Consider the following 18,354-nt stretch of genomic DNA (forward strand, 5'->3'; position numbering starts at 1 on the left):
ACCGGAATCACGCCGGTCGCGTTGGCCACCACCGCCCCGAAGAGCGGCGACACCCTGCAGTTGGCCGGTTTCCTCAGGGTTCCCCTCACGGACCTCGACGTCGCGCACCCGGCCAGCCGACCGGCGCAGGCGCTGCCGCCATCCGACTCCGCGCTCGCAGCGCGTCAGGCCCGCGACGCCCCAAGGAACCGCAGCACCGCCAGGACTCGGCGGTGGTCCGCGTCGACCACGGGCAGGTCGAGCTTGGCGAAGATGTTGTTGATGTGCTTGGCCACGGCACTCTCGCTGACCACCAGCGACTGCGAGATACCGGCGTTGGAGCGCCCCTCGGCCATCAGGCCGAGCACCTCCCGTTCGCGGGGAGTCAGCCGTGCGAGCGGGTCGCTGTCGCGCCGCAGCAGCAGCTGGGCCACGACCTGCGGGTCCAGGGCCGTGCCCCCGTCCGCCACCCGCCGGACCGCCGCCACGAAGTCGGCGACATCGGCGACCCGTTGCTTGAGCAGGTAGCCCACGCCGCTGGTGTTGGCGGACAGCAGGTCGGCCGCGTACCGCTCCTCCACGTACTGCGAAAGCAGCACCACCGGCGTCCCCGGCCAGCGCCGGCGGATCTCCATCGCCGCCCGCACGCCCTCGTCGGTGAAGCCGGGCGGCATCCGGACGTCGATCAAGGCGAGTTCGGGCCGGTGTTCCTCCACTGCCGCCAGCAGCCCCTCCGCGTCGCCTGCTTCCGCGACGACCTCGAACCCGCCCGCCTCCAGCACCTTGATCAGGCCGACCCGCAACAACACCGAATCCTCGGCGATCACCGCGCGCACGGCAGCTCCGCGGTGATCGTGGTGGGCCCGCCGACGGGACTGCTGACGCGGAAGGCCCCGTCCAGGGAACCGACCCGCTTGGCCAGCCCGGTCAGCCCCGTGCCGGAGGAGGCGTCGGCACCGCCCAGGCCGTCGTCGGTAACGCGCACTCGCAGCACCTCGCCGACCTGACGGACTGTCACCTCCGCACGCATCGCGTTGGCGTGCTTCGTCGCATTAGTCAGCGCCTCGGAGATCACGAAATACGCGACTGACTCCACCTTGGGTGCCACCCGTTCCTCCAGGTTGACCCGAAGCCGCACCGGCAAGGGAGTGCGGGCAGCCAGCCCGGACAAGGCCGCGTCCAGACCCCGGTCTTCGAGCACGGCCGGGTGCAGCCCCCGCACCAGGTCGTCGAGTTCGGCGATCGCGTCCTTCGCCTCCAGGTGCGCCTTCTCGATCACCTCGCGGGCATCGCTCGGCAGGTCCGGGCGGGTGGCGATGGCCAGGCCCAGGTTGACCGCGAGCGACACCAACCGCTGCTGGGTGCCGTCGTGCAGGTCGCGCTCGATCCGGCGGCGTTCCGCGTCGACGGCCTCGATCAGGTCGGTCCGGCTCACCGCAAGCTGATCGACCCGCTCCTGGAGCCGCTGCGCCTGGCTAGGCCCGAGCAGGCCGGACGCCAGCCGCGCCTCGGCTCGGGCCGCTGCCCGCGCGGTCCAGGGCAGGGCACACAGGAGGAGGAGCCCGGCCGCGGTGTAGGCGGGCAGCTGGGTCAGGTAGCCGAACCAGTCCTGGCGGATTCCGGTTGGCAGCGCCCATGCCCAGGCGTAGGCGGTGACGCCCGCCAGGCCCGCCGCTGCCGCCGCGAGCACCAGCAGTTCCAGCAGCGCGAGCAACGGGCCGAGCAGGAGGTGGTAGCCGATCTTGCGCCAAGGCCGCGTCGCCGCGAGCCAACGGGCGATCGAAGCCCAGGCCCATTGTTCCGGCGCGGCGGCGGCTCGGGGGACGCCCACGCCGATGAGCACCCGGTAGCGAGCCCGCTGAACGGCCGTCAGGACCGGGGAGCCGAGCAGGACCAAAGCGGCCGGCACGGAAACCGCGAGGAGCCAGTTCCCCGTCCTGGCGGCGGTCGCCGCCGCCCAGGCCCACCCGGGCACCAGCGCCAGGTGCGGCAGCACACCGGCGGCGAGAAAGCCGGTGTCCCGCCGGGCCCGGAGGACCGCGCGGCTCAGTCCGGCTGGAATCGTCATGGCATGACGCTAAGGCACCGCGGGAGGACGGTGCCATGAAGCCCGTACCCGATCACATGGTGAACCTAGTGCCACCTGTCGCGCTTGAGGTGGTCTTGACCGGTCAGGCGCGTGGTTGTCGATCAGGCCGCGGGCGAAGCAGCCCGTGCCGCGAGGAGCCCGCCGATTCCCGGAATCAGCGCCAGCAGCCATATCCGATGACGCCCGCTCATGACCAGGGCAGCGGCGATCACCGTTGCCGTGTAAGCCAAACCGTGCACCGGACCGAGCACCTGCGAGATCTTCGGCTGATGCACGGTCACGATATTCCCCAGCATCAGCACCAGCGTCGCCAATTCCACCGCGCCGATGATTTCCAGAATCCGTCGCGGGCTCACAATCCGACTCCCGTCGTCGAGCCGGGACGGTAGATCATCAGCACGACCACCGCCGCCCAGAGCAGATTGAAGACGCCGGTCGTCATTCCCAGGCGGACGGCTACTGGCTTCTCTGACCCGAGTGCGTCGACTACGCGTTTCTGGCCGGGCAGGATAATCGCGATCAGGATTCCGGCGGCGGCGACGGTCAGGATCAGCGAGACAATCAACCAGGTATCGCCGAGCACGCCCATCCGCGCGCCGGTCGCGATACCGAAGACCGGGACGAGCACTCCGATCACCGCGTAGACCCGAGTCGTACGGTGGAGAACCTGCAATGTGGCAGCCTTTTTCGGGTCGTCGGACGCGAGCCGGGCGGCACTGGGGAACATGCTCGCGGCGACGGCGACCGGACCGATGGCGAGAATGGCCGCCAAGACATGAACCGACAGCAGAAAAGCGTTCACGAATTTCCCTTCACGGAATGCGAGGATTTCCAGGTCGTGCCGCGCCGTTCGTATTCGAAAAGCTCCTCGACAGCCCGCGCGGCGTGCGAGCCAAAATCGCGCTCCAGCACGTAAAGAGCCACGTCGAGGCCCGACGTCACGCCGCCGCCGCTGATCAAGTCGCCGTCGTCCACGACCCTGGCGCGGACGGCGTTCACTCCGGCGGCGTCGAGCAGGTCCACGCCGAGCACGTGCGTCGTCGCGGTGCGGCCTTCGAGCAGACCGGCCATGGCCAGCGCGAGCGAACCCCCGCAGATGGTCACGACCGTGTTGTCCGGATTGTCGAATGCGCGCCGCAGCAACGGCATCGCGTCCCCGGACGCGAAGCGCGACAACAGGACCGGAATGGTCTCGACGTCCGGGTCGCCCTCCATCGGCCCGGCGGCTCCGGGGACGAGGACGTAGCCGGGCGCGTCCGGATCGAACGCGGCGGTCGCGGTCAAGGTGAGCCCGGGAACGCCGGAGCGCACGACGCCGGGGCCGTCCGCGCTCACGAGTTCCACGGCGAACTTGCCGCCGAGAAAGTCGCTTCCGGCCGACAACACCTCGAACGGAGCGATGGTGTCGAGCGGGTCGAACCCGTCGAAGAGCACGAACTGGGCACGGAGCACGGGCAGTTCCTTTCGATGGACGCTTTCGTCCATCGAAACGGCTCCGCGATGAGCTCCACAATGGCTACCTGGACATATAACGCCTACATCTGGCCACGCGGCAGATGCCTTACCCTGCGGGGATGTACACCACAGCGGTGCTCGCGCTCCCGGATGCGATCCCCTTCGATCTGGCCACGCCCATCGAGACCTTCGGGCGCGTCCGGCTCCCGGACGGCCGCCCGGGGTACCGGACCGTCGTCGCCGGTCCGGAGCGTGCGATCAGCGCCGGCCCGCTGCGGCTGGCGATCGACGAGGGCCTGGACGCCCTCCAGCGCGCCGACCTCATCGTGGTGCCCGGCCGGGAGAACCCCCTGGCGCCCGCACCGCCCGCCGTCCTCGACGCGCTGCGGGCCGCCGCCGACCGCGGCACGCGGATCGCGTCGATCTGCGTCGGGGCATTCACGCTCGCCGAAGCGGGATTGCTCGACGGCCGGGACGCGACAACGCATTGGCTCGCCGCCGACGAATTCGCGCGCACCTACCCCGCCGTCCGATTGAATCCCGACGTGCTTTACACCGACAACGGGAAAATCCTCACTTCCGCGGGTGCCGTCGCCGGAATTGACCTGTGTCTGCACATCGTCCAGAACGATTACGGAACCGCCGTCGCGGCCGATGCCGCGCGCCTCGCCGTCGCGCCATTGCACCGGCCCGGCGGGCAGGCGCAATACATCGTCCGCAACCGCGCGCCCAGCCGCCCGACCACGCTCGACCAGGTCGTGGCGTGGATCGAGGAAAACGCGTACCGGAACCTCGCGCTCGCGGACATCGCCGACGCGGCCGGGCTGAGCGTCCGCACGCTGACCAGGCGGTTCAAGGAAGAAACCGGGCAAAGCCCCATGCAATGGGTGGCCGGAGTGCGCCTGCGGCAGGCGCAGGAACTGCTCGAAACCACCGAGCACACCGTCGACCGGATCGCCGCGCAGACCGGGTTTCCCACGACGAGCAACTTCCGTTCCCAGTTCGGCCAGGTCGTCGGTGTGACACCCGGCGCTTACCGGAAAGTGTTCCGGCCGGGAACGCATCGGTCAGCTGATTAGTCCGTCTTATCGAATGCGATGCCGGTCTTCTTGCCGAAAAACGTGAACCTTCTCTAGCTTTTGCCCACAGGCGGCGAATCCGAGGGGGGTGGCCAGGTGACCGAGCCCCATCCCGCGCAGCCGGCGGTCGTCGGCCCGCGAGCAGAACCGGAGTCCGGCGGCGGGCCGTGGCGGCGAGGCCTCCGGGCCCTGCTCGGCAATTCCCGGGTCATGGTCTCGGCGGCGGTCCTCGCCGTGATCGTGGTGCTGTGTTTGCTCGCGCCGCTCTACGCCAGCCGCATCTCCGGCACTGATCCGTTCGTGGCCGATCCGGTCGGCAGCACCGTCCTCGACGACGGGACCGTGGTGCCGCTGCTGCAACCAGCGCCGCAAGGCGTCGGCGTGCTGCCGATCGGGCCGACCGGCCAGGCGCATTTCCTGCTCGGCGCGGACGGGGACGGCCGCGACGTCGCCGCGCGGATCCTGTACGGCGGCCGGAACACCCTCGTGATCGGGGTGCTCGCCGGTCTCGTCGCCTGCGCCGGGGGCCTCGTGGTGGGGCTGATCGCCGGGTACGTCGGCGGGGTCGTCGACGGCGTGCTGTCCAGAATCCTGGACGTCGTGTGGGCGTTCCCGGTGCTGATGCTGGCGATCTCGATTTCCGCGATCAGCTTCGCGTCCGGGATCAGCCTCGGTTTCGTCCGGGTCAGTTCGGGCAGTCTCGCGCTGCCAGTCCTGATTATCGGGGTGGTCTACGTGCCTTATGTCGCCCGGCCGGTGCGCGGCGCGGTGCTGTCCGTGCGCGCCGCGGACTACGTCGGCGCGGCGACGTCCTACGGCGCCGGGCACGGCCGCATCATCCGCCGGGAAATCCTGCCGAACGTGCTGTCCCGGGTGATCGTGCTGTTCCCGCTGATGGTGGCGACGGCGATGCTGCTGGAGTCCGGGCTGTCGTTCCTCGGCATCGGCGTGCACCCGCCCGCCGCGAGCTGGGGCACGATCATCGAGGACGGCACGCAACTGCTGCGCAGCCGGCCGCTGATGGCGATCGTGCCCGGCGCGCTGCTCGCGATCACCGTGTGCGTGCTGAACATTCTCGGCGACGCGATCCGGGACGCCTTCGATCCGAAGGCCGAGCTGCGGATGCGTGCCCGGTGATCGCCTACGTCGTGCGCCGCGTGTTCTCCGCGGCCGGGGTGCTGATCGCGGTCAGCATCCTGGTGTTCCTGATCTTCTTCAAGACCCCGGGGGTCGACCCGGCGCGGCAGATCGCGGGCAAACAGGCGACCCCGCAGGTGATCGAGCAGATCCGGGCCGACTTCGGCCTCGACAAACCGTTGCCGGAGCAGTACTTCGCCATGATGAAGCGCCTGGTCATCGACCGGGACCTGGTCTCGTACACCGATCGCGGCCCGGTGCTCTCCCGGGTGGCCAAGACGATTCCGGTCACGCTGTCGCTGGTCGCCGGGGCCGCGGTGATCTGGCTGCTGCTCGCGCTCGGCGCGGGCACGCTCGCCGCGGTTTTCCGCGGCCGCGCGATCGATCCGCTGCTGATGGGCCTGGGCCTGGTCGGCATGTCGCTGCCGGTGTACTGGCTGGGCGGCGTCGTGAACATGCTCACCCAGGGCTCCTGGCACAACAGCCTGTTCAGCTGGCTGCCGGAACTCGGCTACACGCCGATCAACGTCAACCCGCTGAAGTGGTTCGAGCAACTGCTGTTCCCGTGGATCACGCTGGCGATCGGCACCGCCGGGCTGTACGCGCGCGTGCTGCGGGCCGACCTGATCGAGGTCGACCGGTCCGACTTCGTGCTCACCGCGCGGGCGAAAGGGCTTTCCGAATCCAGGGTGCTGCTGCGGCACGTGCTCCGGAACTCGCTCATCCCGTTCGTCAGCCTCTTCGGCCTCGACCTCGGGGCCATGCTCGGCGGGGCCGCGGTGCTCACCGAGCAGGTGTTCGGCCTGCCCGGGGTCGGCAACCTCACCTTCCACTCGCTGAGCCGATTCGACCTGCCGGTGCTGATGGCGGTGACGCTGTACGGCGCGTTCACCGTCGTGCTGGTGAACCTCCTGGTCGACCTCGGTTACGCCGCCCTTGACCCGAGGATCCGAGTGCGATGACGACCTTGCCCGCGAAAGTCCTGTCCGCAGAGGGCCTGACCGTGGAGTTCCGCACGCGCGGCGGCTTGGTGCGGGTGGTGGACGACGTGTCGTTCGAGCTCCGGGCGGGCGAAACCCTCGGCGTGGTTGGCGAATCCGGCTCCGGCAAGTCGGTCTCGATGCTCGCGCTGCTCGGCCTGATCCGCGACGGCAACGCGGTCGTCAGCGGCCGGGTGCTGTTCGACGGCCAGGACCTCCTCGCCCTGCCCGCCACGAGGATGCGCGACTACCGGGGCCAGAGGATCGCGATGATCTTCCAGGACCCGATGACCTCGCTGAACCCGGTCTACCGCGTGGGATGGCAGATCGCCGAACAGATACGCCAGCACCAGCGCGTCGGCAGGCGAGCCGCCCGCCGCCGCGCGGTCGAACTGCTCGAGACGGTCGGCATTCCGAGCCCGGGGGCCCGCGCGCGGGACTATCCGCACCAGTTCTCCGGCGGCATGCGGCAGCGGGTGATGATCGCGATGGCGCTGTCCTGCGAACCCGACATCCTGATCGCCGACGAGCCGACCACCGCGCTGGACGTCTCGGTGCAGGCCCAGATCCTGCGCATCATCCGGGACCTGAGCGCCCGCACCGGCACCAGCGTCATCCTGATCACGCACGACCTCGGCGTGCTCGCCGGGATCGCGTCGCGGGTGCAGGTGATGTACGCCGGGCGGATCGTCGAGCAGGCGCCGACCGCGCAGCTGTTCGCCCGGCCGCAGCATCCGTACACCGTCGGGCTGCTCGGGTCGATTCCCCGGCTGGACGCGCCCCGGCCCGCTCGCCTGCCCTCCATCGAGGGCCTGCCTCCGCTGGCGGCCGACATCGGACTGGGCTGCGCGTTCGCACCGCGATGTCCGGACGCGGAAACGGTTTGCGTCCAGCAGCGGCCGGTTCTGCTGCCTTCGGCACAGGAGCATCTCGACGCCTGCCTGCTGCGGCACGCGTCGAGCCCGGACGAGAAGAGAACCGCCTGATGTCTGACCTGCTGAGCGCCACAGACCTGGTCAAATGGTTCCCGGTACGGAGAAATCGGCTGGGCCGCCCCGGGCGGCTGCGCGCCGTCGACGGGGTCTCGCTGTCCGTGCGGCGCGGCGAAACGCTCGGTCTCGTCGGCGAATCCGGCTGCGGCAAGTCCACCCTCGGCCGCTGTCTCGTCCGGCTCTACCAGCCGAGCAGCGGGTCGATCACCTTCGACGGCACAGAGATCAGCCGGACCGGCCGGCACGGGCTGCGTCCGGTCCGCCGGTCGGTGCAGATGATTTTCCAGGACCCGTACGCGAGCCTCAATCCACGCCGCCGGATCGGTGATTCGGTCGCCGAACCGCTGCGCGTGCACCGTCAACCGGCGAGCCGCGCGGACATCGCGGAACTCCTTGTCCTGACTGGGCTTTCCGCCGAACTCGCCGACCGGTTCCCGCACGAATTGTCCGGTGGGCAACGGCAGCGCGCGGTCATAGCACGAGCGCTGGCGCTGCGGCCGCGCGTGGTCGTCGCCGACGAACCAGTGTCCGCATTGGACGTTTCGGTGCAGGCGCAGATCCTGAACCTGTTCGACGATCTCAAGGAACAGCTCGGGCTCACTTACGTGTTCATCGCGCACGACCTCGGCGTCGTCCGGCACACCTCCGACCGGGTCGCGGTGATGTATCTCGGGCGGATCGTCGAACAGGCACCGGTCGGTGAGATCTTCGCGGCCCCGCAACATCCCTATACCGCGGCACTGCTGGCATCGGTGCCGATCCCGGATCCGGCGGCGGGCTCGGACTGGCGGGACACCACGCTGGCCGGGGACGTGCCCAGCCCGCTGGAGCCGCCGAGCGGCTGCCGGTTCCACCCGCGCTGCCCGCGCGCCACTACCGTCTGCCGCACCACGGAACCCGCGCTGACCAGGGAACACGCTGGTCACGAAGTCGCCTGTCATCATCCGCTTGAGCCGGCGGTCCAGGTGGTGCCGGCCGAACCGAAGGCTGCTCGCGATGACTAGCGCCGACGCCGACCAGTCCGCCCGTCCGACACTGCCGCAGCTCGCGGCGATCATCGCGATCTCCGCGACCGGCTCGTTCGCCGGGGCCGCGACCGCACTCGGCTGCACCCAGTCGGCGGTGAGCCAGCGGGTCGCGAGTCTCGAGCGCGGGCTCGGGGTCCTGCTGGTGCACCGGTCCCGGCAGCAGCGCCGGGTATCGCTGACCGAGGCGGGCGACACCCTCGTAGCCGCCGCGGAACAGGTCGGCGGGATCCTCTCGGTCGCCGTCAGCCAGGTGGAGACGATCCGCAAGGGCCTCAACGCGACCGTCCGCATCGGCCTGTTCACCAGCGCCAGCGAGCGGGTGATCCCGCCGATGATGGCGGCGCTGCGGCGGCAGCCGGTCGACTACCGGATCGAATTGGTCGAACTGGACCAGCAAACGGAAGTGTCCCGGCTGGTGCGCAACGGGGACGTCGATCTCGCGTTCGTGAAACTGCCGATCACCGACCCGGCGCTGCTCACCGCGGAACTCCTCACCGACCCGTTCGTGCTGCTCATGCCCGCCGGCGCGGAGCGGGTCTCCCCCGGCCGGCTCGCCGGGCTCCCGTTGATCGGCCTGCGCGGCCAGCGCGACCCGATGGAGGCCTGGGCCGCGTCTGTGGGCGCGGAGCTGAACTGGGTGCTGGAGATGGAAACCAACCACGCCGTAGAGGCGATGGTCGCCGCGGGCCTCGGCTACGGCGCGGTGCCCCGGCTCACCCTCGGCGGCCGAACGCCTGGCGTACGAAGGGTTTCCCTCGCCGGCACGGTTCCGGCACGGACCGTCGGCATCGCCTGGCGGCGCTATCACCCGCGGCTCGCGTTCATTCGCGGGGTCATCGACATCATCCAGCGGGTGTGCGCCCGCCCGGCGGAGATTCTGCCGCCGGTCGACGGCGAGGGGATGGCGCGATGAGACGGCTGCCGGCGGTACTCGCGGCTTTGGTGCTCCTCGGGGCGAGCGGATGCGCGGTGGACGACACGCTGGACCTGACGTCCGTCGCGCCCGGCGATCACGGGCACCAGGGCGGGACCGAGGTCATGCTGTCGTCGGGCAACGTCGGCACGGCCGATCCGATGGTCAATTTCTCGACGTCGTCGTGGACGCTCTTCACCGCGACCTACGACGGTCTCACCGCGTTCACCAAGTCCGGGCCGGAAACCGGCCAGCACGTGGCACCGGACCTCGTGACCGAAATACCGAAACCGACAGACGGCGGTCTCAAGTGGACGTTCACGCTGCGGTCCGGGATCCGGTTCAGCGACGGCCGCGAGGTCCGGCCGACGGACGTCAAGGCGTCCTTCGAGCGGATGTTCAAGGTGCACGGGCCGACGACATCCTCGCAGTTCGACGTCCTCGCCGGGGCGAAGGAATGCCTGGACACCCCGGAAACCTGCGATCTGTCGAAGGGCATCTCGATCGACGAGACGACCAGCAAGATCGTCTTCACCCTGACCGAACCGGATCCCGAATTCCCGCAGCAGCTCGGCCAGCCGCTGGCGTCGATCCTGCCCGCGGACACCCCGCCCGTCGACGTCGGTTCGGACGTGTCGAAACTGCGCTCGACCGGACCGTACTACTGGGCGAGCTACGATCCGACCGACCGCGTCGTGCTGAAACGCAATCCGTACTTCCGTTCCTGGTCTCCGCTCACCGCCCCGGAGGGGAATCCGGACCAGATCGTGCAGAAATTCGGCCTCGAACCGACCGACCAGGTCACCGCCGTGATCAACGGCCAGGCCGATCTCGCGGTCGACTCGATTCCGCCGGACCGGCTGAACGAGGTCAGCGTCGACCATCCGAGGCAATTGCACATCGACCAGCTCGGGCACATCTGGTATTGGGCGCTGAACACGCGGATTCCGCCGTTCGACAACCTCAAGGCCAGACAGGCGGTGAATTACGCGTTCGACCGCAACTCGGCGGTGCTGCAGGCGGGCGGGCCGGGGCTGGCCGTCCCGACGTGCCAGGTCCTGGTGCCGAGTCTTCCCGGATACCAGCAGTACTGCCCGTGGACGAGCAACCCCGCCCCGAACGGCCGCGGCCCGTGGCGCGGCCCCGACCTCGCGAAAGCGAAACGGCTGGTCGCGGAATCCGGCACCGCCGGAGCCGCAATTTCGGTGGTGCCCGGAAACAACCGGATGCATATCGCGATGGGCGAATACATGCAGACGCTCTTGACCGATTTGGGGTACCGTGCGACACTGAAACCGATGGACGAGGGACTGCAGTTCCCCTTCGTCCAGAATTCCGGAAATCACGTCGAAGCCGCCTTGACCGACTGGTCCCAGGATTATCCGGCGGCCAGCGATTTCCTGAAAGTGCTCACCTCGTGCGCCGCGTTCGTGCCGAATTCGGACGCGAGCCCGAACATCGGCGGCTTCTGCGATCCGGCCATCGACGCCCGGATGACCGAAGCCCTGCGGCTGGCCAACACCGACCCGGACGCGGCGAACAGGCTGTGGTCCGAAGTGGACCGAGCGGTCACCGACCAGGCCCCGTGGGTGTCGATGTACGTGCCGAAATGGATTGACTTCACCTCGGCGCGGCTCGGCAATTACCGGTTCAGCGGCCAGTTCGGATTCCTGCCCGGTGTCGCCTGGCTGCGCTGACCTCTCCCCGAAATCCCCGCCCCAGAAAAGGAGCAGCATGCCGAACCCCGACGGTTCCTCGCATTACGCGCCCGACGCCGCCACGCTGCGCCGGCGTCTCCTGCCGCTGCTCGCCGCGCGCGGGCCGTCCGGCTACGAGGAAGAACCGGTGCGCGCCTGGGTAGAATTGGCGGGGGAATTCGCCGACGTGCACGTCGATCCGCTCGGCAGCGGGCACGCCGTGGTGAACCCGGGCAGCACGCCGCGGATCACGCTGATCGGGCACATCGACGAGATCGGGCTGAGCGTCAGCCACATCGACGACGCCGGACGGCTGTGGGCGGTCAGCATCGGCTGCTGGGACGCCGCGATCCTGTACGGCCAGCACGTCGTGGTCCTCGCCGAAGACGGCCGGGTGCCGGGCGTGATCGGAACCGCGCCGCCGCATTTGAACGACGAGGACTCGTCGCCCAAGATGGCCGACCTGTGGATCGACATCGGCGCGACCAGCCGAGCCGACGCGCAATCGGTGATCACCGTCGGCGACCCGGTGGTGTTCGGCGCGTCCCCGGTCGACCTGCTCAACGGCCGGATCGCCGCACCGGCGCTGGACAACCGGCTCGGCGCGCTGGCCGTGCTCGAAGCGGCTCGCGCGGCGGCCGCGGCGTCGGTCACCGCCGAGATCTCCGTGGTCGCCAGCGTGCGCGAGGAAACGAGTTACCACGGCGCGATGGGCGCCGTCTACGCGACGAACCCGAACTTCGCGCTCGCGATCGACACCACTTTCGCCAGCGACATCCCGCAAGACGGCATCGAACACAAAACCGGCGACCACCGGCTCGGCTCCGGTCCGGCCATCGGCCGCGGCGCCGTCACCGACGAACCCATGGCGCGCAGTCTGCGCAGACTGGCCAAAGAACTCGAAATCCCTTACACCATCGAGGCCTACGGCGACGAGAGCGGCTCCGACGCCGACGCCATGGCAGCTGTCGCCGCCGGTATCCGGTGCGGCGTCATCAACATCCCGATCCGGCACATGCACAGCTCCGGCGAAGTCGCGGATCTGGCCGACCTGGCCGGCACGATCGATCTCGCCGCCGCCTTCTGCCTCGCCGGAGGGACCCGATGAGACCGATGCGGGAACCCTGAGTCCCGGCACCACCTGGCAAGGAGGCCAGCCCATGATCGGCGCGGAACGACGGAACCGGCTCGGCCGGGTGGTGCTGGACGCGATCTGGTCCGACAACGGCCGTCTCACGCTGCTGCAGCTCAGAGCGCTGTACGCGGTCGCCAACGAGGGCTCCTTCGCGGCGGCGGCGGTCGCGCTCGGCTGCAGCCAGCCCGCCGTGAGCCAGCGCATCGCGTCGATCGAACGGCGGCTCGGCGTCGTGCTGGTCCGCCGGATGTCCGGACAACGCCAGGTGCGGCTCACCGACGCCGGAATCGCGCTGGTCAACGCCGCCGAACAAGTGCAGGTCATCCTCCGCACCGCGACGAGGCACATCCAGGACATGCGGGACGGCCGCGAACCGACCGTCCGGATCGGCGTGTTCTCGAGCGTCGCGGTGCGGGTGATGCCGCTGGTGCTGGCCGCGATGCGCACGCAGCACATCCCGTGCCGCATCAAGCCCATCGAGGTCGACGACGACGTCCGCCTGCAGGAGCTGCTGCGCTTCGGCGAAATCGACATCGCGTTCGTCATCTTCCCCCTGCAAAGCGGGGAAGCACACGGCCTGGAACTGTTCAGCGACCCGTTCATCCTGCTGGCCCCCCGCAACGCCCCGCTGGCCTCGGTGCCCCGAATCCGGCCGGCGGACCTGCGGGGCCTGCCGATGGTGTGCCTGACGAGCGAACAACTGGAGGTCGCCGCGGAGCTCCGCCGCCAGGGCATCGAGCCGAACTGGGTCTTCGACACCGACAAGATCCACGTCGTCGAACCGCTGGTCGCGGCGGACGTCGGGTATTCGATCGTGCCGCAACTGGCGCTCGGGCAACGCTATCCCGGCGTCACGCGGTTCTCGCTGAGCGAGATCGTGTCACCGCGGGAGATCGGGATCGCTTGGCCGCCGCACCATCCGAGGCTTGGATTGCTGCTGCGGGTGGCCGATGTGATCCGCGGGGTGTGCGCGGATCCGGCGGATATCCTGCCGCCTATCGACGAGCCGGGGTGCGCTTCGGTGGAGCAAGCGGTGCTTCGGCTTCAGTGACTGACCCGGGCTTCCAACGGTAGTCGGCGACTGGAAGGTCTTGATTTCGAACGACCTTCGTAGGGAGCAGTTTCCGCCGCGACCACGACATTAGGTCGTAGCATCGCCCGCTGCGACACGCCCTGGCTTAGACAACGGGAACGCGCCCGGCTCGTGTCAAAACCACCGGCTATGCGAGGCGGGGCCAAGAATGACATGAGCCCCATGATGCACCCTCGTGCGTTTTCCGGCGATGCCAGACGTCTTCGCCGCGTTGTTTCCTCCGACGAGCCGCAGTACAGCGGCCGTTTCAACCTTAGCCCACGGGCTAAGTCGCCTCACCTGCTTCCTCAAGCCCCTCCGCTATCGCTATGCTCACGAATCGTGAGAGCTGCAACAGGGGGAGAGCAACAAGGTGATGAATCAGCGCCGCCGCTTCAGCGGCCCTCGCGCTGGGAGACGACACCTGACTCACCCGGCCGCCTTGGAGCGATGCTTCGAATGACCAGTTTCCCACCGAGGCCTTTGCACTCCGACGCGGGCGGACACGGCTAGGGAGACAACGGGACCTGCAACGTAGACCGTCCCGCACCTCAGCTGCAGCCTAGGCGGAACACGCGACCGGATCGCGACCCAGCTCCTGCCCGGCTTCTACAGCTACAGCCATCGGTGTAACACAAACGAATAAATCCACGACATGCAAACATCCGCAACCGGCCGCGAAGTGGAGACCTTGTGACCGACTACCGCATTGACGGCCTGTCAACGAGAACGTTCGAGCACCTTGTGCAATCCTTGGCGCTCGACGCCGTCGTAAGCACAGTGACCCCATTTGGCGATGGCCCCGACGGCGGCCGCGAAGCAACTTTCACCGGTCTCACTCAGTTCGGTCCGCAAAGCGATCCGTGGAGCGGCTACGGTGTGATCCAAGCAAAATTCCTCCAACGACCTAAAACTCCACAACAAGATGGAACATGGATAGTCAATGAACTCAGAAAGGAGCTGAACAAATACAGCTCCGCTGCAAAAAAAAGAGACCTTGACTACTACATCCTTGCCACGAACGTCACGCTCACCGCCGTTACCGAGCTCGGGACAAAGGACAAGGTAATCAAGGTCCTCGAAGACTTCACCGAAACCCAAGGCCTCAAAGGTTTCGATATCTGGGACTACGACAAAATCCGGACACTCATCGACAACAACGAGTCCGTCCGCAAATGTTACGCCGCCTGGATCACTCCAGGTGACGTGCTCATGCAGCTCAGCGACTGGCTGAGCTGCCACCGCTCGGATTACCACCGACTCGTAGTCAACTATCTCCAAAAGGAGCTATTGTCCGACCAGTTCGCGCGACTCGAGCAGGCGGGACACACAGCCGAGGAATCCATTCCACTAGCACAGGTTTTCGTGGATCTGCCAATCACAAATAACATACGATCGACTGAAAGTATTGGCTGGGCACCCACCGACCAACAGCCGGGATTCGTGGAATTCATGGCAGTCGAGTCAGAGGCAATCCTCGTGCCACGAGCACGCGACGATGAAATGGATCTACCACACCAGCCAATGCCTGGGAGGTACGTCCTGATCGGGGGGCCGGGCCAAGGCAAGACCACACTCGGCCAGTATGTGTGCCAGATCTTTCGATCCTCTTTGCTGAAGGACGTGCCCCGGGCCGCACTCCTGCCCGAGACCAGGCAAGTCATGCAAGCCTTTAACGAGCGAGACAGCGATCGGTTCCCTCAACCGGCCGCCCGACGCCTTCCCCTTCGCGTCGTATTAAGTGACTTCGCGGCAGAACTGGCAGGCGGCCATACCGCCAGTTTACTCACATACCTGACAAATATTTTCTGCAAGCGAACGAACTCAGACTTGTCCTGCAAGGAGTTTCAGGCACTAGTCTGCGAATATCCAATAATTCTAGTGCTGGATGGCCTCGACGAGGTACCAGCGTCCAGCAATCGCGACCAGGTCCTCACTGCGATCCAAGACTTCTCAGTCGACATAGCCTCAAGTCAGATGGACGCCGTGATCATCGCGACAAGCCGCCCGCAAGGGTACAATGAAGACTTCTCGCCGACTACCTATCGCCACCTTTGGCTGACCGACCTTCCTGTAAGCAAGGCCCTGGAGTACGGTGAGAAATTAGCCAAAGTGCGATTCGCCGGCAATAGTGATCGGCTCAACAAAATCATCGGCAGACTTCAGCTCGCCTCCCGTGCACCAGCAACCGCACGGATCATGCGCAGTCCGCTGCAGGTCACCATTCTCACCCTGCTAGTCGATCGTCGCGGCCAGCTCCCTCAGGAGAGATGGGCGCTTTTCGACGAATATTATACGCTCATCTATCAGAGGGAAACCGAACGGGACATTCCGGCCGCAGCGGTCCTTCGAGAACGAAAAGACGACATCGACGCCGTGCACCGGCTCGCAGGGCTTCTTCTACAGGTAGAGAGCGAAGCCTCCGGCAGCACCGATGCCAAGCTCACAACCGAGCAGTTTAGCAATTTGGTTGAGACTTACCTTCGTTCTGAAGGCCATACAGGCGAGGCACTAAACACACTGCGCCGCGCCATCATCGAGGGTGCGGCAACTCGCCTAGTCTTCCTGGTCGGCCTGGAGTCCGGCCAAGTCGGCTTCGAAATCCGGTCGCTACAAGAGTTCATGGCAGCCGAAGGGCTGCTCGACGCACCAGATAGCCTTGTCCAGAACAGGCTTCGCGCTGTGGCACGCAGCGCGAACTGGCGGAATGTGACCGTATTCGCGGTAGGTAAGATCTTTGCTGAGCGGCGCTACCTCCGTGACACAGTAGAGGCGATGTGCCTCGAGTTCAACGACGATCAGTCAGACCGCGCCTTGACCCTGACTTATGCCGGTTCCGAACTCGCTTTGGACCTGTTAGAAGATGGTCCAGTCGCCCGTCATGCGACCAAAAGTCGCTCACTCACTCGGGTTGCCCTGCGCCTACTCCGGCTCCCGAGCCAAGATCTCGCACGCCGCCTGGCTGCCGTGTATCAAACCTCGACCGAGGACGTCTTTCGCGAAGAACTCACCTCTACATTTGAACAGGGCGACCGAACTTCACGAAAGAATGCTTGGCTATGCCTGGATGCACTGATATCCAATGGCGCAGCCGAGCTCAATGGTCTAATGGAACATGCACTGGCCAACTACACGCCTGACACACGAACGACCACTGCAATTCTATCCGCAGCACCAATTCCCCTTCGCGGCTGGAGGTCCGATCTCGCTGCACTTTTGCTTCCAAAGATGGATCCCGCTGATCTTGAACTCTACTCCGCAGAAAGCCCCCACCTTCAAAAAGGTACCCGACAGACTCCCAAAGCAACCCGCTGGAGCGATGCAGCCGTCGAGGCCATTACTGTCCGACCACGGCAAAACGCGAACCTCATCTCAGTTTTCTCCGATTCAGAAAAGAAGCACGCGGTCGGCGATACCACAATTATTCGACTGACAGATACACCCTCTCCCCCGGCCAGGCAAGTCTCGAACGTTCCTGCAGGATCACATCCAGGATGGCAGATCTTGCGAGCCATCGAACAGTTCGAACGAACCCCCTCGAAAGATAACCTGGCAGATGCCATCCGGGCAACCGCAGGATGCCCGGCAAAATCTGTACGCTACTTCATACGACGTGGGGCAAGTTGGCCAATAGCCGAATGTCAACTGGCCGTTGCCGAAGGAGCCGACAGCGAGCGTTTGGCGACAGCAGCCGAAGCAGGATGGCTTGGCGACCAAGCCGACTGGGCTACCTGGCAAGACGAGTGGTCGAACCGAGGAATCCGGGCCTCAGAATTTAAACTAGACGTTCTTAAGATCGCCGCGGACAGCAGTGGCGACCGATGGTTTCCCGTTCGCAGCAGCGACCTCGACCTGAGCGAAAGAGCGATGCGAAACGATCAGCTAGTAGCTACGCTTCTCGACTTGAACTCCCAAGAAGTCAATCACGCCCTTGCATTCGCGTCAATTAACGGTCGTGCGCGAATAGCTGCCCAACGGGCACGAATATTTCCTCAACGAAACGACTCACCGGTCAAGGACCGACTCAACTCAATGCTATTAAACCTGGTGAAGTCGGGCACGTGGCCGTACAGCACATACCTGATATCAAACAAAGCTTGGCAACCACCAGTAAGCGCCGAATGGGCGGATGCTATGACATCGGGGATCTACGCGAGTGTCGCAGACAGGCTCCAGCCTCGCTTTGGACAGGCGGCGAGCAGCTGGTTATGGCGCGCCTTTCAATTATTTCCGCAATTTGACGGTCTAATTTACGGAATGGCGCAGATAAGGGTATTTACTGAAGAAGTTCCGACCGCTTACGCAACGATAGCAAGCCTGGACTTCACCGGAAATCCAAGAGCCGCGCTCGGGCGCGCGATCATCGGGCTCCGGTCGGGAGCCGGGCTAGATGCGACACGGAAGGACCTAGTCGTCGCCTTTGCTGACAAGTCATGCGACCTACGCACGCTGTTCGAGGCTCTCAAAGCCGATGCATACGACGCTGCGACGCAGATTACAAACTTGCTCCGCGCCTACGACTTGTGCACAGGTTCGCCAAGCCGTAAGTATTTGGCCATCAATTCTATAAGGAAGGCGCTCCGAAGGCGTCAGAGCGAACTGACAGAGAAAGAAAAGTGGCTAGACCTAGGATTCGACGTCGATGTGCGCGAAGTAATCAATCGAAATGACTCGGAAAATCCTGCAACGTCGCTTTAAATCCTGCACCGGGTACGTTTAACCATTAAGCAAACAAGAGACGGGCATTACACCAATTCGATAGGGAGCCATCACTGATTCAACCACAATGCATAGAGAT

General features: G+C 66.1%; 15 protein-coding genes. 10 read left to right on the forward strand and 5 right to left on the reverse strand.

Annotated elements, in window-relative coordinates:
- Nucleotides 1-164: 164 nt before the first annotated feature.
- From ABZX37_RS44405 to ABZX37_RS44425, 5 genes are all read right to left on the reverse strand, one after another.
- On the reverse strand, nucleotides 165-815 hold the full coding sequence (locus ABZX37_RS44405; RefSeq protein ID WP_354750279.1) for a response regulator transcription factor: 651 nt from the start codon (nucleotides 813-815) through the stop codon (nucleotides 165-167).
- Nucleotides 803-2,047 (reverse strand): histidine kinase, encoded by a 1,245-nt coding sequence (locus ABZX37_RS44410; protein ID WP_354750281.1) that lies wholly within the window; start codon nucleotides 2,045-2,047, stop codon nucleotides 803-805. Before ABZX37_RS44410 ends, ABZX37_RS44405 begins: the two co-directional genes overlap by 13 nt.
- Nucleotides 2,048-2,169: 122 nt before the next feature.
- On the reverse strand, nucleotides 2,170-2,424 hold the full coding sequence (locus ABZX37_RS44415; RefSeq protein WP_354750283.1) for a hypothetical protein: 255 nt from the start codon (nucleotides 2,422-2,424) through the stop codon (nucleotides 2,170-2,172).
- Complete coding sequence (locus tag ABZX37_RS44420; RefSeq protein WP_354750285.1) at nucleotides 2,421-2,870, reverse strand: DUF2269 family protein; 450 nt, start codon at nucleotides 2,868-2,870, stop codon at nucleotides 2,421-2,423. Before ABZX37_RS44420 ends, ABZX37_RS44415 begins: the two co-directional genes overlap by 4 nt.
- A complete protein-coding gene (locus ABZX37_RS44425) occupies nucleotides 2,867-3,553 on the reverse strand; it encodes a DJ-1/PfpI family protein (protein WP_354750287.1) in 687 nt (228 codons plus the stop codon). The genes ABZX37_RS44420 and ABZX37_RS44425 overlap by 4 nt, the downstream gene beginning before the upstream one ends.
- Before the next feature lie 89 nt (nucleotides 3,554-3,642).
- On the opposite strand from ABZX37_RS44425, the gene ABZX37_RS44430 reads away from it, so the two are divergent.
- The 10 genes from ABZX37_RS44430 (at nucleotide 3,643) to ABZX37_RS44475 (ending at nucleotide 18,254) form a co-directional block, all read left to right on the forward strand.
- Entirely contained in the window at nucleotides 3,643-4,602 is a 960-nt protein-coding gene (locus tag ABZX37_RS44430) for a helix-turn-helix domain-containing protein (RefSeq protein ID WP_354750289.1), read from the forward strand.
- A gap of 96 nt (nucleotides 4,603-4,698) precedes the next feature.
- On the forward strand, nucleotides 4,699-5,739 hold the full coding sequence (locus tag ABZX37_RS44435) for an ABC transporter permease (RefSeq protein WP_354750291.1): 1,041 nt from the start codon (nucleotides 4,699-4,701) through the stop codon (nucleotides 5,737-5,739).
- Nucleotides 5,736-6,701, forward strand: a complete 966-nt coding sequence (locus tag ABZX37_RS44440) for an ABC transporter permease (RefSeq protein ID WP_354750293.1) — start codon at nucleotides 5,736-5,738, stop codon at nucleotides 6,699-6,701. The genes ABZX37_RS44435 and ABZX37_RS44440 overlap by 4 nt, the downstream gene beginning before the upstream one ends.
- Nucleotides 6,698-7,705 (forward strand): ABC transporter ATP-binding protein, encoded by a 1,008-nt coding sequence (locus tag ABZX37_RS44445; RefSeq protein ID WP_354750295.1) that lies wholly within the window; start codon nucleotides 6,698-6,700, stop codon nucleotides 7,703-7,705. The genes ABZX37_RS44440 and ABZX37_RS44445 overlap by 4 nt, the downstream gene beginning before the upstream one ends.
- Entirely contained in the window at nucleotides 7,705-8,715 is a 1,011-nt protein-coding gene (locus ABZX37_RS44450) for an oligopeptide/dipeptide ABC transporter ATP-binding protein (RefSeq protein ID WP_354750297.1), read from the forward strand. Before ABZX37_RS44445 ends, ABZX37_RS44450 begins: the two co-directional genes overlap by 1 nt.
- Entirely contained in the window at nucleotides 8,708-9,652 is a 945-nt protein-coding gene (locus tag ABZX37_RS44455; RefSeq protein WP_354750299.1) for a LysR family transcriptional regulator, read from the forward strand. The genes ABZX37_RS44450 and ABZX37_RS44455 overlap by 8 nt, the downstream gene beginning before the upstream one ends.
- Nucleotides 9,649-11,349 carry an ABC transporter substrate-binding protein gene (locus ABZX37_RS44460; protein WP_354750301.1) on the forward strand — a complete coding sequence of 567 codons (1,701 nt, stop codon included), beginning with the start codon at nucleotides 9,649-9,651 and terminating at the stop codon, nucleotides 11,347-11,349. Before ABZX37_RS44455 ends, ABZX37_RS44460 begins: the two co-directional genes overlap by 4 nt.
- 37 nt (nucleotides 11,350-11,386) lie before the next feature.
- Nucleotides 11,387-12,457: a hypothetical protein gene (locus ABZX37_RS44465; RefSeq protein WP_354750303.1), complete on the forward strand. Its 1,071-nt coding sequence runs from the start codon at nucleotides 11,387-11,389 to the stop codon at nucleotides 12,455-12,457.
- Between the two features lie 52 nt (nucleotides 12,458-12,509).
- A complete protein-coding gene (locus tag ABZX37_RS44470) occupies nucleotides 12,510-13,535 on the forward strand; it encodes a LysR family transcriptional regulator (RefSeq protein WP_354750305.1) in 1,026 nt (341 codons plus the stop codon).
- Nucleotides 13,536-14,249: 714 nt separating this feature from the next.
- Nucleotides 14,250-18,254, forward strand: coding sequence for a hypothetical protein (locus tag ABZX37_RS44475; RefSeq protein WP_354750307.1), 4,005 nt, complete (start codon nucleotides 14,250-14,252; stop codon nucleotides 18,252-18,254).
- The last annotated feature ends 100 nt before the right edge of the window (nucleotides 18,255-18,354 follow it).

Origin of the sequence: Amycolatopsis sp. NPDC004079, assembly GCF_040610415.1 — a bacterium.
GTDB lineage: Bacteria > Actinomycetota > Actinomycetes > Mycobacteriales > Pseudonocardiaceae > Amycolatopsis > Amycolatopsis halotolerans.

Excerpts from the sequence above, each read along its gene's own strand:
- ABZX37_RS44470 (WP_354750305.1), top strand. The coding sequence starts at position 12,510 with ATGATCGGCGCGGAACGACGGAACCGGCTCGGCCGGGTGGTGCTGGAC.
- ABZX37_RS44445 (WP_354750295.1), top strand. The coding sequence starts at position 6,698 with ATGACGACCTTGCCCGCGAAAGTCCTGTCCGCAGAGGGCCTGACCGTG.
- ABZX37_RS44425 (WP_354750287.1), bottom strand. The coding sequence starts at position 3,553 with ATGGACGAAAGCGTCCATCGAAAGGAACTGCCCGTGCTCCGTGCCCAG.
- ABZX37_RS44465 (WP_354750303.1), top strand. The coding sequence starts at position 11,387 with ATGCCGAACCCCGACGGTTCCTCGCATTACGCGCCCGACGCCGCCACG.
- ABZX37_RS44430 (WP_354750289.1), top strand. The coding sequence starts at position 3,643 with ATGTACACCACAGCGGTGCTCGCGCTCCCGGATGCGATCCCCTTCGAT.
- ABZX37_RS44410 (WP_354750281.1), bottom strand. The coding sequence starts at position 2,047 with ATGACGATTCCAGCCGGACTGAGCCGCGCGGTCCTCCGGGCCCGGCGG.
- ABZX37_RS44455 (WP_354750299.1), top strand. The coding sequence starts at position 8,708 with ATGACTAGCGCCGACGCCGACCAGTCCGCCCGTCCGACACTGCCGCAG.
- ABZX37_RS44450 (WP_354750297.1), top strand. The coding sequence starts at position 7,705 with ATGTCTGACCTGCTGAGCGCCACAGACCTGGTCAAATGGTTCCCGGTA.
- ABZX37_RS44460 (WP_354750301.1), top strand. The coding sequence starts at position 9,649 with ATGAGACGGCTGCCGGCGGTACTCGCGGCTTTGGTGCTCCTCGGGGCG.